The sequence below is a fragment of the Psychromonas aquimarina ATCC BAA-1526 genome (genome assembly GCF_000428725.1).
GTDB lineage: Bacteria > Pseudomonadota > Gammaproteobacteria > Enterobacterales > Psychromonadaceae > Psychromonas > Psychromonas aquimarina.
This window is the reverse complement of record NZ_AUAM01000048.1, coordinates 13,729-27,394: the sequence shown is the minus strand read 5'-3', so window position 1 is coordinate 27,394 and position 13,666 is coordinate 13,729. Positions and strand designations below refer to the sequence as shown.

General features: G+C 43.8%; 13 protein-coding genes and 1 tRNA gene. 3 read left to right on the top strand and 11 right to left on the bottom strand.

The genetic code is table 11. The annotated features are described in order from the left end of the window. Positions 1-5: 5 nt before the first annotated feature. The 3 genes from G337_RS0116120 to G337_RS0116110 all read right to left on the bottom strand — a co-directional run bounded on the left by G337_RS0116120 (position 6) and on the right by G337_RS0116110 (position 1,756). Positions 6-91: transfer RNA gene (locus G337_RS0116120), tRNA-Leu, on the bottom strand. A 130-nt stretch (positions 92-221) separates the two neighbouring features. After that, complete coding sequence (locus G337_RS26405; protein ID WP_051303304.1) at positions 222-713, bottom strand: outer membrane beta-barrel protein; 492 nt, start codon at positions 711-713, stop codon at positions 222-224. Between the two features lie 77 nt (positions 714-790). Further along, the gene (locus tag G337_RS0116110; protein WP_028864818.1) at positions 791-1,756 is read right to left on the bottom strand and encodes an alpha/beta hydrolase; all 966 of its coding nucleotides are present in this window, start codon (positions 1,754-1,756) and stop codon (positions 791-793) included. A gap of 224 nt (positions 1,757-1,980) precedes the next feature. Here G337_RS0116110 and G337_RS0116105 point away from each other — a divergent pair, with 224 nt between their 5' ends. The 3 genes from G337_RS0116105 to G337_RS0116095 all read left to right on the top strand — a co-directional run bounded on the left by G337_RS0116105 (position 1,981) and on the right by G337_RS0116095 (position 3,963). Further along, entirely contained in the window at positions 1,981-2,370 is a 390-nt protein-coding gene (locus tag G337_RS0116105; protein ID WP_028864817.1) for a VF530 family protein, read from the top strand. Positions 2,371-2,564: 194 nt separating this feature from the next. Then, positions 2,565-2,900, top strand: a complete 336-nt coding sequence (locus tag G337_RS0116100) for a DUF3622 domain-containing protein (RefSeq protein ID WP_028864816.1) — start codon at positions 2,565-2,567, stop codon at positions 2,898-2,900. A gap of 136 nt (positions 2,901-3,036) precedes the next feature. After that, positions 3,037-3,963 carry a hypothetical protein gene (locus tag G337_RS0116095; protein ID WP_028864815.1) on the top strand — a complete coding sequence of 309 codons (927 nt, stop codon included), beginning with the start codon at positions 3,037-3,039 and terminating at the stop codon, positions 3,961-3,963. A gap of 136 nt (positions 3,964-4,099) precedes the next feature. Here the strand turns inward: G337_RS0116095 and sucD are convergent, their stop codons facing one another. The 8 genes from sucD to sdhC all read right to left on the bottom strand — a co-directional run bounded on the left by sucD (position 4,100) and on the right by sdhC (position 13,572). Next, entirely contained in the window at positions 4,100-4,972 is an 873-nt protein-coding gene (sucD, locus tag G337_RS0116090) for a succinate--CoA ligase subunit alpha (protein ID WP_028864814.1), read from the bottom strand. After that, positions 4,972-6,141, bottom strand: a complete 1,170-nt coding sequence (sucC, locus tag G337_RS0116085) for an ADP-forming succinate--CoA ligase subunit beta (RefSeq protein ID WP_028864813.1) — start codon at positions 6,139-6,141, stop codon at positions 4,972-4,974. The genes sucD and sucC overlap by 1 nt, the downstream gene beginning before the upstream one ends. 133 nt (positions 6,142-6,274) lie before the next feature. After that, positions 6,275-7,435 (bottom strand): 2-oxoglutarate dehydrogenase complex dihydrolipoyllysine-residue succinyltransferase, encoded by a 1,161-nt coding sequence (odhB, locus tag G337_RS0116080; RefSeq protein WP_211235815.1) that lies wholly within the window; start codon positions 7,433-7,435, stop codon positions 6,275-6,277. 65 nt (positions 7,436-7,500) lie between these two features. Further along, the gene (sucA, locus tag G337_RS0116075) at positions 7,501-10,314 is read right to left on the bottom strand and encodes a 2-oxoglutarate dehydrogenase E1 component (protein ID WP_028864811.1); all 2,814 of its coding nucleotides are present in this window, start codon (positions 10,312-10,314) and stop codon (positions 7,501-7,503) included. A gap of 49 nt (positions 10,315-10,363) precedes the next feature. Beyond that, positions 10,364-11,077, bottom strand: coding sequence for a succinate dehydrogenase iron-sulfur subunit (locus tag G337_RS0116070; protein ID WP_028864810.1), 714 nt, complete (start codon positions 11,075-11,077; stop codon positions 10,364-10,366). A 14-nt stretch (positions 11,078-11,091) separates the two neighbouring features. Then, entirely contained in the window at positions 11,092-12,858 is a 1,767-nt protein-coding gene (gene sdhA / locus G337_RS0116065) for a succinate dehydrogenase flavoprotein subunit (RefSeq protein ID WP_028864809.1), read from the bottom strand. A gap of 1 nt (position 12,859) precedes the next feature. Further along, complete coding sequence (sdhD, locus tag G337_RS0116060; RefSeq protein ID WP_028864808.1) at positions 12,860-13,204, bottom strand: succinate dehydrogenase, hydrophobic membrane anchor protein; 345 nt, start codon at positions 13,202-13,204, stop codon at positions 12,860-12,862. Beyond that, positions 13,198-13,572 carry a succinate dehydrogenase, cytochrome b556 subunit gene (gene sdhC, locus G337_RS0116055; RefSeq protein ID WP_028864807.1) on the bottom strand — a complete coding sequence of 125 codons (375 nt, stop codon included), beginning with the start codon at positions 13,570-13,572 and terminating at the stop codon, positions 13,198-13,200. Before sdhC ends, sdhD begins: the two co-directional genes overlap by 7 nt. Positions 13,573-13,666: the final 94 nt, after the last annotated feature.

The window sequence follows — 13,666 nt, the reverse complement described above, 5'->3', positions numbered from 1 at the left end:
TGAATTGGTGCCCGGAGACGGACTTGAACCGTCACGCTCAGAAAGCGAGGGATTTTAAATCCCTTGTGTCTACCAATTCCACCACCCGGGCGGTATCTGTATATTCTCAGATAAGTGCAGTGAATTGTATAGAATTTTTCTTGAATCACAAGCAGTTAAAGAGAATTAATTTGCTAAAACGGTTCAAATGACTACAAATCCAGCAAAGTCGATAGAAAGACTTAAAACTTATAGCCGATTGTCAGTGATGACTCATTACCGTCTCTACCTTCAAGATCCATTGCTTTAAACGATAAGTCTAAATACCCCCCGAAATCTAATGTAGCCCGAACGCCGCCGCCGTACTGCACCTCGGTTGTTGAAGAGTTAGATAATGTATTTGATTCGTTAAGATGAATCATTCCGAGTAATGCATAGGGTTTTAAATCCCAGCCGTTAAAATCAAATGTATAACCAATATCTGAGGAAATTCTTGCGTAGGTACCGTCATACTTCAACCAGCCCTCATAATAATCTTCTTCATAACTGCTGCCGGATATATTCACACCGATTATGCGGTTAAATTCATAGCCGTATTCAACCAGTACAACATTCTTCGGCAGATAGCCGCTGTCCACCATACCAATCCCAACACGATGTCCGGAAAAATCTTTTGCATAAAGGCCTGGGCTCGCAAGCAGCAGCGCGCATAACGGATAAATATATAGTTTCATAGTAGAAGCTCAATAGGGAGTTAAGCTCAACAAGATATCCGAACTGTATTATTAGATGCAATCCTCTTTACACTTCCTTACTGTTTATCCTGCAGCAGACAGCGCCACACCCAGGGCAGCACATAATTCAAATTTTCCCCCATATGATCAACATGCCCTCCATCAAACTCAAACCAGTCAATATCAACACCTTTATCTTTCAATAACTGCGCAAAGGATTTTATCTTGCTGAAATACAGATCGTTAAATCCGGCGTCCATGGCCAGATTTACCTCATTAAGGTTTTGACCATAATGCTCAAACAAGTTCAGTCCGTAAAGCGGAGTAAACTTATGCCAGTCTTCCTCGTTAATCGGCAGCTGAATAAACAGCGGCGGACTTGCCTTATCCGGCAGTGCCTGCTGTGCAAGGTTAACCAGAAGATGTGCATAGATATCTAGTGAATCCACCGGCAGTTTCCCCTGCTGCACTCTTATTAACTGTTCAAAATGACTTGTATACAGCTCCACCAGCCAGTCATTATTTCCGGCATACAGCTGCGCGCAGCTCATGGCAAAGTAAGTAGAAAAATACCCTGGTTTTTTTAGCGCTAAACGTAATACTGCATCCCCGCCGGAGCTGTGCCCTATTAAAGCTCGATTTTCCGGCCCGTTTAAACAGCGATAGCGGCTCTCAATCTCATGAATTAAATCAATACAGATATAATCTAACCAGTTGCCTTGAATGTCATTATTATTGTAACCCGCACAGGTAAACCGGCAGCCGTTTTCCGGTAACACATAAATCATTTCCCCAATTTTCTCCTGAGCAGTCAGCAGCCTGGAGGTTAAATGTAGCGTTGGATCCGGCAGTGCATCAGAAAACCACCTCTCTGCACTTTCCCCGAAACCATGCAGCAGATAGACCACCGGGTAGTCTTTATCTCTGTTATGACAATAACTTTCTGGCAGAAGCACTAAGACATCACGAACAATACTGTCGCCAAGACGGTTATTTTTAAGACTCGGCGCTTGAATTTGTATCACGTCATAAACCTGCTTCATATATATTCCCTTAATAAGAATCAACAGAATCGTAATTTACCTTATAGCGTTTACAAAAGTTTAGTCTGTTTTTAAATATAACAACTTGAATGCTGATAACATTTATCACATAGCACGGCGCTTAACGACCAGTCTGTAGTTAACTTAACGATATTAACTGCGCAATTCATTCACTATTCTCAGTTAAACTTGTACAATCACCTTTTTTAATTTCAGGCAAAAAAATGAATAACAGTAACGATCCCCTGCATGGTGTAAAACTAGAAAAGATACTAACCGACCTGGAGGCTAAATTAGGCTGGAAAGAGATGGGTGAGTTACTTAACATTAACTGTTTTATCAATAAACCCAGACTTAAATCCAGCCTTAAGTTCTTGCGCCAAACCCCATGGGCACGCAGTAAAGTCGAAATTTTATATCTGAAAACCTTCTGCAGCGATCATCCGGCAGCGGCTAAATTAATTAGAGGGGCAATAGAGCGTAAAAGAGCTGATGCAGAGCAGTACAGGCAAAAAAACACTGCGCAGGGAAAAACAGATAAAAAAGACAATAAAAGTAAGCAGAACAATAACAGCGGTTTTACCTGGCCGACATTAAAGAAAGGCAAAGAATAGACTGCTGATAAATAAAGATGGCAGGCAGCTAACTTAATAGCTTTCGGCTATAAATTTAAACCTGCGGATAAAAGCCCTTTCATGCTAAAATCCGCACATACTGTTTATTTTTCTAAAAGATCACTCGGATTCACTGACTATCCGCAAATAAACAGAAAAATAAATAATTAATTAAGCACTAGGAAAAAACAACAATGGCACAACAAAATAAATTTGATTACCGCATTAAGCAAGACGGTGAAAAATGGCATGCGGAAATCACTCGTCGTGTAACAGCACGCAGAACCAGCGTATCAAAACGTAAGAAAGGTTTTGCAAGCGAAGAGCTTGCACAGGCTTGGGCCAAAGAGCAGTTAGCAGAATTTGTTGAAAACCTTCAGGCGGCGACTAAGCGTAAAGCTGAAAAACGTGCAGTCCGCAATGAATTAGCAGCTAAAGCCTTAGCTGAAAAAGAAGCAGCCGCCGCTTTATATGAAGAAAAACGCTTAGCGGCTTTTGAAGCTGAGCAGGACGATTTAGACGAAGAGTAATTACTGATACCCAGACTACTGAAAGATGCTTCTTTAAATAGTTTGGGTATAAGCGGCTTGTATAACTACAAGCTGCTGCTATACTGGATTAACTAGGATATTCAGATAGTTAATCAACTTAGAAGTGAAGGATCACTTGTATAAATTTATATTCCCTTTTTTATTTTTATCTCTTTTTTGTCCAGTCCTCCTCGCAGAACAAGAGAAGGAAGATCCCTGTTTCAGTCAAACCCCGGAAAGCGAACTAGTTGATCAGGCTTATAACTACCTGAATAGAAAATTTTGCCAGCCTGCGTTATGGTTTGATGAGTTTTTCGTGGACGACAGGTTCACAGAAGATGCACGTGCCGGCACTATGGTCCGCTGGTACAACGACTTTAAGTTAGTTGAATCAGAGGGCTTTGAATATGAAACGCAGTTAAAAGCACGTTTTCATCTTCCTAAAGTTACCCGCAAACTAAAAGTTGTAATTGAATCTGATGCAGAGGAGCATATTACTAATTTATTTCCCAACAGCAGTGAAAGTTCCGACAGCACAGTCGGCTTACGCTACGACTGGTTTGCCAGAGGGCGCAGTAGTTTTAATATAAAGGTATCGCTCAGACCAAGCATTGAAGCCCGCTACCGTTACAGCTATCCTTTTTCTGAGCAGACTGTCGGCAACCTGACGCAGCGAATCTACCAGAAGAAAAAAGTAACAGGTGAAGTAACGGAACTGGATATTGAGCATTCACTTAGTCCGACTTTTTTATTGCGCTGGTCCAATTACTTTAAGTATGAAAACGATGTTGATCATTTTGAGCTCGGCTCTGGATTTACGCTCTACCAGTATATTTCAAAAAAACAGGCCCTCAGTTATAAAGCCAGTATTACCGCTCAGGACAAGCCCTATCACTTTATCAGTAACAGCCACTTATCCGTGACCTACAGGCATAACATCCTACGAAAATGGTTCTTTTATGAATTTACCCCGGAAATAAACTGGCCGAAAGAGCAAAACAGCGAACGGGAAAAAGAGGCGTCAGTAACGCTGCGTTTAGAGGTTCTCTTTGAAAATATTTAAGTAACGATGCAGGGCATTAACAGCGGGTTATTAATAGCACTTAGCCACTTTCAACTCTTGATTTAATTGTTGTTAAACCAGACACAAAAAAGCCTCGTTAAACGAGGCTTTTAATCAGTAAAAAATTCCGAAGAGATTACCAGCCGGTTACTTCACGTAATGCCTTGCCGATTTCAGCGAGAGATTTAGTCGTTTTCACGCCCGCATCTTCCAGTGCTTTGAATTTATCTTCAGCAGTACCTTTACCACCGGCGATAATGGCCCCTGCATGCCCCATACGCTTACCTGCTGGTGCAGTTACACCGGCAATATAAGAAACAACAGGTTTAGTAACATTTGCTTTAATAAATGCAGCCGCTTCTTCTTCCGCAGTGCCGCCGATCTCACCAATCATTACAATAGCTTCTGTTTCCGGATCGTTCTGGAAAAGAGCAAGGATATCAATAAAGCTTGAACCTGGAATAGGATCACCACCAATACCGACACAGGTAGACTGACCGAAACCTTCATCTGTGGTCTGCTTAACCGCTTCGTAAGTTAATGTACCAGAGCGGGAAACAATACCGACTTTACCTTTTTTATGAATATGGCCCGGCATAATACCGATTTTACATTCATCGGGAGTGATAACCCCCGGGCAGTTAGGACCGACCATCACAACACCAGACTGGTCTAATTTAACTTTAACTTCCAGCAGATCCAGTGTCGGAATGCCTTCAGTAATAGTTACAATCAATTTAATACCCGCATCAACCGCTTCTAAAATTGCATCTTTACAAAATGGTGCCGGTACATAGATAACCGTTGCTGTCGCGCCGGTTTTTTCAACCGCCTCACGTACAGTATTAAATACCGGAAGACCAAGGTGAACTTGACCGCCCTTACCCGGCGATACACCGCCGACCATTTGTGTACCGTAATCAATAGCCTGCTCAGAGTGGAATGTGCCCTGTCCGCCGGTGAAACCCTGACAGATTACTTTTGTATCTTTATTAATTAAAATGCTCATTATTTACCAGCTCCTACTGCTTTAACTGACTGCTCTGCCGCATCGCTAAGCGAAGCCGCCGCAATAATGTTCAGGCCTGACTCAGCAAGTTTTGCACGACCTAACTCTGCGTTATTACCTTCTAAACGAACGATAACCGGAACTGATACACCTACTTCTGCAACCGCGCCGATAACACCGTCTGCAATAAGATCACAACGAACGATACCACCGAAGATATTAACTAAAACAGCTTCAACTTTATCGTCAGAAAGAATGATTTTAAATGCTTCGGTAACACGCTCTTTGGTTGCACCGCCCCCTACATCCAGGAAGTTAGCCGGCTTGCCACCGTGCAGCTGCACAATATCCATTGTGCCCATGGCCAGACCTGCACCGTTAACCATACAGCCGATATTGCCGTCCAGTGCAACATAGTTAAGCTCCCACTGTGCGGCATGTACCTCACGTGCGTCATCCTGCGTGGCATCATTCATTTCATGCAGTACTTTCTGACGGTACATTGCGTTTGAGTCGATGCTGATTTTGCCGTCTAAACAGATTAAGTCATCCTGCTTCGTCACAACCAGAGGGTTGATTTCAAGAAGTGCTAAATCTTTCTCATGGAAAATTGATGAAAGTCCTAAAAATATTTTTGTAAACTGGCCTATCTGCTTCCCGGAAAGACCAAGTTTAAATGCAAGTTCACGTCCTTGATAAGCCTGCGCGCCTACCAGCGGATCAATAACTGCCTGATGAATCAGCTCCGGCGTATCTTGTGCAACTTTCTCAATTTCCACACCGCCTTCAGTTGAGGCCATGAAAATAACACGCTGCGAAGCTCGGTCCACAACCGCGCCTAAATAAAGCTCATTAGCAATATCAGAGCAGCTTTCAACCAGGAGTTTATTAACCGGCTGCCCGTCTGCATCTGTCTGGTAAGTCACTAAATTTTTGCCTAACCATTTATGTGCAAAATCCCGCAGGCCTTCTTTTGTTTTCACAAGCTCTACACCGCCCGCCTTACCACGGCCTCCGGCATGCACCTGACATTTAATCACCCATTTGTCTCCGCCTAACTGAGACGCTGCACTTACTGCTTGTTCTGCGCTATCACAGGCAATGCCCTGCGGTACAGGTAAGCCATACTCTGTGAACAACTGTTTTGCCTGATATTCATGCAAATTCATGATTTTTATCCATTTGTTTGGTTAAACATAATGCCCATATTAACTAGGCCGAGGTGATAAAACAATACTACTCACACGTTTAACCTATTGTTAATTAATAGATTTTAAATTAACAACAGGTTAACGTTATTCCTTAAACATCCAGTAATAAACGCGTCGGATCTTCAAGTAATTCTTTGATTGTTACTAAGAAGCTCACTGACTCTTTACCATCAATTAAACGGTGGTCATAGGAAAGTGCCAGATACATCATAGGTAAAATTTCAACCTTTCCGTCAACCGCCATAGGACGATCCTGGATTTTATGCATGCCTAAGATAGCGGCCTGCGGAGGATTGATAATAGGGGTAGATAATAAAGAACCGAATACGCCGCCGTTAGTCAGGGTAAAGTTACCACCCATCATTTCATCAACGGTTAATTTACCGTCACGGCCTTTTACAGCTAATGCTTTAATGCCTTTTTCAATTTCAGCAACACTTAATGTATCAGTGTCGCGTAATACCGGCGTTACCAGACCTCGAGGTGTTGATACCGCAATGCTGACATCAAAGAAATTATGATAAACAATTTCATCACCGTCAATGGCGGCATTGACTTCCGGGAAACGTTTCAATGCTTCAGTTACCGCTTTAATATAAAAGGACATAAAACCTAAACGGATACCATGTTTTTTCTCGAACACTTCCTGATACTGCTTACGAAGATCCATAATAGGTTTCATATTCACTTCGTTAAACGTGGTCAGCATGGCTGTCGAGTTTTTAGCTTCTAACAGACGCTCGGCAACACGTTTGCGTAAACGCGTCATGGGTACACGTTTTTCACTGCGTGCGGCAACAGCGGCAACAATGTCCACTTTCGCTTCAGTTGCATCTTTATTTTTAAGCTCACGATGTTTATCAACATCTTCACGTGTTATTAAACCGCCTTTACCTGAGCCTTTAATATCACGAGCATGGATATCTTCTTCTAACATTAAACGACGTACAGACGGGCTTGCATCAGCAAGTGTTGCACGTGTCTCAACCTCAATTTCCGGCTCTTTTGCAGGAGCGGCGCCCTCTTTTAATTTACCTAATACCTGCTCCGAAAGTACTGTTGCCCCTTCATCTTCAACAATAGTTTCTAAGGTGCCTGAAACCGTGGCGGGAACCTCTAAAACAACTTTGTCAGTTTCAATTTCAACGAGCACTTCGTCACGTTCAACAAAATCACCAGGTTGTTTGTGCCATGTTGCAACTATTGCATCTGCTACTGACTCTGGAAGTACTGGAACTAATATTTCAATCATAATTAACGCTTCCTACTGTAAAATTCTTTAAACTAAAATCGGGTTGTTACTGAACTTGTTGTAATTTACTGCTGCTCTTCAAAACCAAGCGCTTCATTTACTAAGGCTTTCTGCTGCTTAACATGCAGAGACATATAACCAACAGCAGTCGATGCTGAAGCTGCACGGCCTGCATAATGTAATTTAGCCGCTTCAGGCAGTACACTGCGGAAATGATGCTGACTACAATACCATGCGCCCTGATTCTGCGGCTCTTCCTGACACCAGATAAAATCTTTGACATGTGCATAGTCTTCAAAAATATCACTCACTTCGTTAGTCGGGAACGGATACAGCTGCTCAATACGAATAATTGCGACATTAGTCAGCTCTTCTTTACGGCGCTTGTCTAACAGCTCGTAATACACTTTACCGCTGCATAAAACCACGCGGTTAACGTCTTTACTGTCCTGCTCGTCAATCTCTGCAATGGCATTCTGGAAAGTGCCCGATGCTAGTTCATCCATGCTCGATACAGCCAGCGGATGACGCAGTAATGATTTAGGCGACATAACAATTAACGGGCGACGCATTGAACGTATAACCTGACGGCGAAGCATATGGAAAACCTGTGCCGGGGTTGAAGGTACACAGACCTGCATATTATGCTCAGCACACAGCTGCAGATAACGCTCTAAGCGGGCAGACGAATGTTCCGGTCCCTGTCCTTCATAACCATGAGGAAGCATAACGGTTAAACCGCACATACGTCCCCACTTCTGCTCACCTGAAGAGAGGAACTGATCAATAACAACTTGTGCTCCATTGGCAAAGTCACCAAACTGTGCTTCCCAGATACACAACCCTTTCGGAGCGGCTGTTGAGTAGCCGTATTCAAAGGCTAATACAGCGGCTTCCGAGAGGACTGAGTCATGCACATCAAAATGCCCCTGCTCTTCTGAAATATTCTGCAGCGGCACATACTGTGTGCCTTCCTTCTGCTCATGCAGAACAGCATGACGATGGAAGAAAGTACCACGCCCTGAGTCCTGACCGACTAGACGAATGTTATATTTAGAATCCAGCAGCGTAGCATAAGCAAGGTTTTCAGCAAATCCCCAGTCACAGAGTTTTTCACTGCGTGCCATTAACAGACGGTCGGCATAAATCTTTTTCACTCGCGAGTGCTGCTCGTAGGAGTCCGGGTACTGACTGATTGATTCTCCCAGCTCCACTAAACGTTCTCGCGGAAACTGCGGCTCATAGGCCGAATCCCAGTCGTGTTTAAGGTATGGAGACCAGTCCACAGAATGACGCTTCATCGCCTGCCACTCTTTTACCACACACTCACCGTTGTCTAATGCATCACGATAATCAGAAACCAGCTGCTTGCCGTGTCCAGCACTGATAACCCCTTCGCTTTCAAGCTGTTCCACATAAATTTCACGCGGTGTAGCATGTTTTTTAATTTTCTGATACATCAGAGGCTGTGTTGCATTGGGTTCATCAGCTTCATTATGACCGTGACGGCGGTAACAAACCAGATCGATTACTACATCGCGTTTGAATGTATTACGGAAATCTAATGCAATCTGCGATGCTAAAATAACTGCTTCCGGATCATCGGCATTAACATGGAAGATCGGAGCCTGCACCATTTTCGCAATATCGGTACAGTAACGTGTTGAACGGGTATCTTCCGGATTTGAGGTGGTAAAACCAATCTGGTTATTGATAACAATACGCACCGTGCCGGATACTTTAAATGCACGTGCCTGCGACATATTAAATGTCTCCTGCACTATGCCCTGACCGGCAATCGCGGAGTCTCCGTGTACCGTAATCGGCAGCACACTTTCACCGATACTCTGTAAACGTTCCTGACGCGCGCGAACCGAGCCTAAGACAACGGGATTAACAATCTCCAGGTGTGACGGATTAAATGCTAATGATAAATGGATATTACCTTTAGGCGTTTTAAAATCGCTGCTGAAACCCTGATGGTATTTCACATCACTAGAGCCGTTAACCTCACCATGCTTACCGGCGAACTCATCAAACAAACGATTTGGTTTTTTACCAAGAACATTAACCAGTACGTTAAGGCGGCCGCGGTGAGCCATGCCCAGTACCACTTCCTGTGCTCCCTGTTCACCCGCACGGCGGATCAGCTCTTTAAGCATAGGCACAAAGGAATCGCCGCCTTCTAAAGAGAAGCGTTTAGCACCCGGGAATTTAGAGCCGATATAACGCTCCAACCCTTCAGCAGCCGTTAATTCTTCGAGAAAACGGTTTTTGGCTTCTTCACTGAAGGAGGGTTTACTTTCACAGGATTCAATACGATTCTGCAGCCAGCGTTTCTCTTCAGTATTGGTGATATGCATGTACTCTGCACCAATAGAGCCGCAGTAGGTACGCTTAAGTGATGCGACCAGATCACGTAATATCATAGTTTCATTGCTGGCCGCATAGGAACCGACATTAAAACTGGCATCAAGATCCGCCCCCTCCAGATCATGATAAAAGGGATCTAAATCTTTAATGGTTTCATGCTTGATTAAACCAAGCGGATCCAGTGCGGCTACTTCATGACCGCGGTTACGGTATGAACCTATCAGCTGCAGTACTTTTACCTGTTTAGCATCATTGTGCACCGCCCCCTGCGGCGGTGTAAAACATTTTGGCGCTTTAGCCGCATGTTTCATCTGTTCGCGGATAACAGAGTGTGCTTCTTCAGGCTGCTCGCTTACCGGCGGCAGTTCATCAAACACTTCCCGCCAGTTGGCATCAACTGCAAGCGGATCTGCTAAGTATAATTCGTAAAGATCTTCGATATAGGTAGAATTTGCCCCGGAAAAGTGAGATGAGGCTAACCATGTTTGCATAACATTTGTCGGCATTAAAATTCCTTAGTATTCTTTTTTAGCTTCTTGTAATTTGATCTAAGAGTTAAATCGCACGCTGCAGCAGCATTGATTTAATTTTACCAATAGCCTTGGTCGGGTTTAATCCCTTAGGACAAACACTGACACAATTCATAATGCCGTGACAGCGGAATACACTAAAAGCATCATCTAAATTAGATAAACGTTCTTCGGCAGCACTGTCACGACTGTCAATAAGGAAACGATAGGCTGCTAATAAACCGGCAGGCCCGATAAATTTATCCGGATTCCACCAGAATGACGGACAAGAGGTTGAACAGCAGGCACATAAAATACACTCATATAAACCGTCAAGCTTTTCACGATCTTCTGGTGACTGCTTATATTCACCAGCAGGCGGCTTCCTGTCGTCTGTAATTAAATATGGCTTAATTTTTTCATACTGAGTATAAAACTGAGTCATATCGATAACCAGATCACGAACTACCGGTAAACCCGGCAGCGGACGTAACACTATCTTACCTTTTGACAATAAATCAGACAGCGGCGTAATACAAGCTAAGCCGTTCTTACCGTTGATATTTAAACCATCGGAGCCGCATACACCTTCGCGGCACGAGCGGCGGAACGACAATGTCGAGTCAGTTTCTTTTAATGCGATCAATGCATCAAGCACCATCATGTCAGAGCCTTCAGGAATATCTAAAGACATATCTTGCATATAAGGTGCATTATCAACATCGGGGTTATAACGATATACAGAAAATGTAACATTCATAACTGGTAACCTTCTTAGTAAACACGAGCTTTAGGCGGGAAAGCTTCACGCAGCACCGGCGCCATATTAACATCACGTTTACACATACTTGTCGTTTCAGGATTAAAGATACTATGGTGCAGCCAGTTGGCATCATCACGCTCAGGGAAATCAAAGCGGCTGTGCGCGCCGCGGCTTTCTGTTCTGAAGTTCGCCGCCATAGCAGTGGAAAATGCAGTTTCCATCAGGTTATCCAGCTCTAAACATTCGATACGGTTAGTATTAAACTCACTGCTCTTATCATCTAGTTTGGCATTATGCAGACGTGCACGTAAGACTTTAAGCTCAGCCAGACCTTCAGCCATGGCTTCACCTTCTCTAAATACAGAGAAGTTACGCTGCATGCACTCCTGTAAATCTTTACGAATCTGTGTCGGACACTCAGTACCGTCACCTTTTTCCCAGCGGTTAAAACGCGCCAGTGCCGCATCAATATTTTCCTGAGTAGGCTCTTTTAAAGTGTTTTCTTCACTTAATACCTTACCTAAATGTTTACCGGCTGCCCGGCCGAATACCACTAAATCCAGCAGCGAGTTACCGCCTAAGCGGTTAGCACCGTGTACCGATACACTGGCAATTTCACCTACGGCAAACAGACCTTTAACCTCGATATCTTTACCGTTTTTATCAAGCTTTAAAACCTGACCGTTAACCGTTGTCGGTACCCCGCCCATCATATAATGGCAGGTTGGAATAATTGGAATCGGCTCTTTTACCGGATCAACATGGGCAAAAGTTCTCGACAGTTCACAAATTCCCGGTAAGCGGGATTCCAGAACATCTTCACCTAAATGGTCAAGCTTAAGTTTGATATGTGTACCCCATGGGCCTTCACAGCCGCGTCCTTCGCGAATTTCAATCATAATTGAACGCGCTACTACATCACGACCGGCTAAATCTTTAGCGTTTGGAGCATAACGTTCCATAAAACGTTCGCCGTCTTTATTTAAAAGGTAGCCGCCTTCACCACGGCAGCCTTCCGTTACCAAGACTCCCGCACCTGCAATACCGGTCGGATGGAACTGCCACATTTCCATATCCTGTACCGGAACACCGGCGCGCAGTGCCATGCCGACACCGTCACCGGTGTTGATATGCGCATTGGTTGTTGATGCATAAATACGTCCAGAGCCGCCGGTTGCTAAAACCGTTGCCTGCGCTTTAAACATCACCACTTCACCGGATTCAATATCAATCGCAGTACAGCCGACAATATCACCGTCATCATTTTTCACTAAATCAAGTGCATACCACTCGGAAAAAATAGTGGTTTTATTTTTAACATTCTGCTGATAAAGCGTATGTAATAAAGCGTGCCCGGTACGATCGGCAGCGGCCGCTGTACGGGAGGCCTGCTCGCCGCCGAATGCTTTAGACTGCCCGCCGAAAGGACGCTGATAAACACTGCCGTCTTCAAAGCGAGAAAAAGGCAGGCCCATGTTTTCCAGTTCACGTACCACTTCCGGACCGGTTTTACACATATATTCAATCGCATCCTGGTCGCCGATATAATCAGAGCCTTTAACGGTATCGTACATATGCCACTGCCAGTCATCGGCATGGGCATTACCCAGCGCAACGGTAATACCGCCTTGAGCTGAAACAGTATGAGAGCGCGTTGGAAAAACTTTAGTAATCAAGGCACAACTTTTGCCTTCTTGAGAAATAGAAAGTGCAGCACGCATACCTGCACCGCCGGCACCAATCACAATCGCATCAAATTCACGAATAGGTAGACTCACCTTAAACACCCCACAAAATTACGAAACCAGAAATAACATAGATAAATGCTGCCGAGGTTAATGAAAACTGTAAAAAACCGCGTACTAAAGTATTTTTTACATAATCAGTTAACACCTGCCAGATGCCGATCCAGGCATGGACCAGCATGGCGATCAGCGCAAATAAGGAGAAAACTTTTGTTAGTGTTAATGAGAAAAACCCTGTCCAGACAGCATATGACAAATCTGCTGAAGCAATAAAACCAACAAAATAAAGAATATAAGCAAGCAGCACAACCGCACTTGCACGTAATAGAATATAGTCATGCACACCGCTTCGACCAAAAGTGCCTGCAATTTTTACCATACTAAAATCCCCGCTAAAACAGACAATACCGCTGTTAATATAAATCCGATTTTTGCACTCAGTGATGCACTGTCTAATTCTTCCCAGAACCCCAGGTCTTGAATCATATGACGTACACCAAATACAGCATGGTAAGCAAGACCGGTTAAAGCGCCCCACATTACAAATTCAAACAGAAAATTATCAAAATAACCAAGTACTCGATAGAAATCCTGCTCTGATGTTAATGAACAGTTTAAAAGTGTTAAAAATATTGCCAGAGCAATAAATACGATGATCCCGGACACACGATGCAGTATGGATGCTGTTGCGGTGATGGGAAATTTGACCGTTGCCAGGTCTAAATTTTTAGGTCTCTCTTTACGCACAATTTATCTCTTTTTGTTAGCCAATAAGTAGGGGTTACTTTACCGTTGTCATTGTTAGCATAATGTTAAAGCAATGTGACATTAATACACCTGT

Excerpts from the sequence above, each read along its gene's own strand:
- G337_RS26405 (WP_051303304.1), bottom strand. The coding sequence starts at position 713 with ATGAAACTATATATTTATCCGTTATGCGCGCTGCTGCTTGCGAGCCCA.
- G337_RS0116110 (WP_028864818.1), bottom strand. The coding sequence starts at position 1,756 with ATGAAGCAGGTTTATGACGTGATACAAATTCAAGCGCCGAGTCTTAAA.
- G337_RS0116105 (WP_028864817.1), top strand. The coding sequence starts at position 1,981 with ATGAATAACAGTAACGATCCCCTGCATGGTGTAAAACTAGAAAAGATA.
- G337_RS0116100 (WP_028864816.1), top strand. The coding sequence starts at position 2,565 with ATGGCACAACAAAATAAATTTGATTACCGCATTAAGCAAGACGGTGAA.
- sucD (WP_028864814.1), bottom strand. The coding sequence starts at position 4,972 with ATGAGCATTTTAATTAATAAAGATACAAAAGTAATCTGTCAGGGTTTC.
- sucC (WP_028864813.1), bottom strand. The coding sequence starts at position 6,141 with ATGAATTTGCATGAATATCAGGCAAAACAGTTGTTCACAGAGTATGGC.
- odhB (WP_211235815.1), bottom strand. The coding sequence starts at position 7,435 with ATGATTGAAATATTAGTTCCAGTACTTCCAGAGTCAGTAGCAGATGCA.
- sucA (WP_028864811.1), bottom strand. The coding sequence starts at position 10,314 with ATGCCGACAAATGTTATGCAAACATGGTTAGCCTCATCTCACTTTTCC.
- G337_RS0116070 (WP_028864810.1), bottom strand. The coding sequence starts at position 11,077 with ATGAATGTTACATTTTCTGTATATCGTTATAACCCCGATGTTGATAAT.
- sdhD (WP_028864808.1), bottom strand. The coding sequence starts at position 13,204 with ATGGTAAAAATTGCAGGCACTTTTGGTCGAAGCGGTGTGCATGACTAT.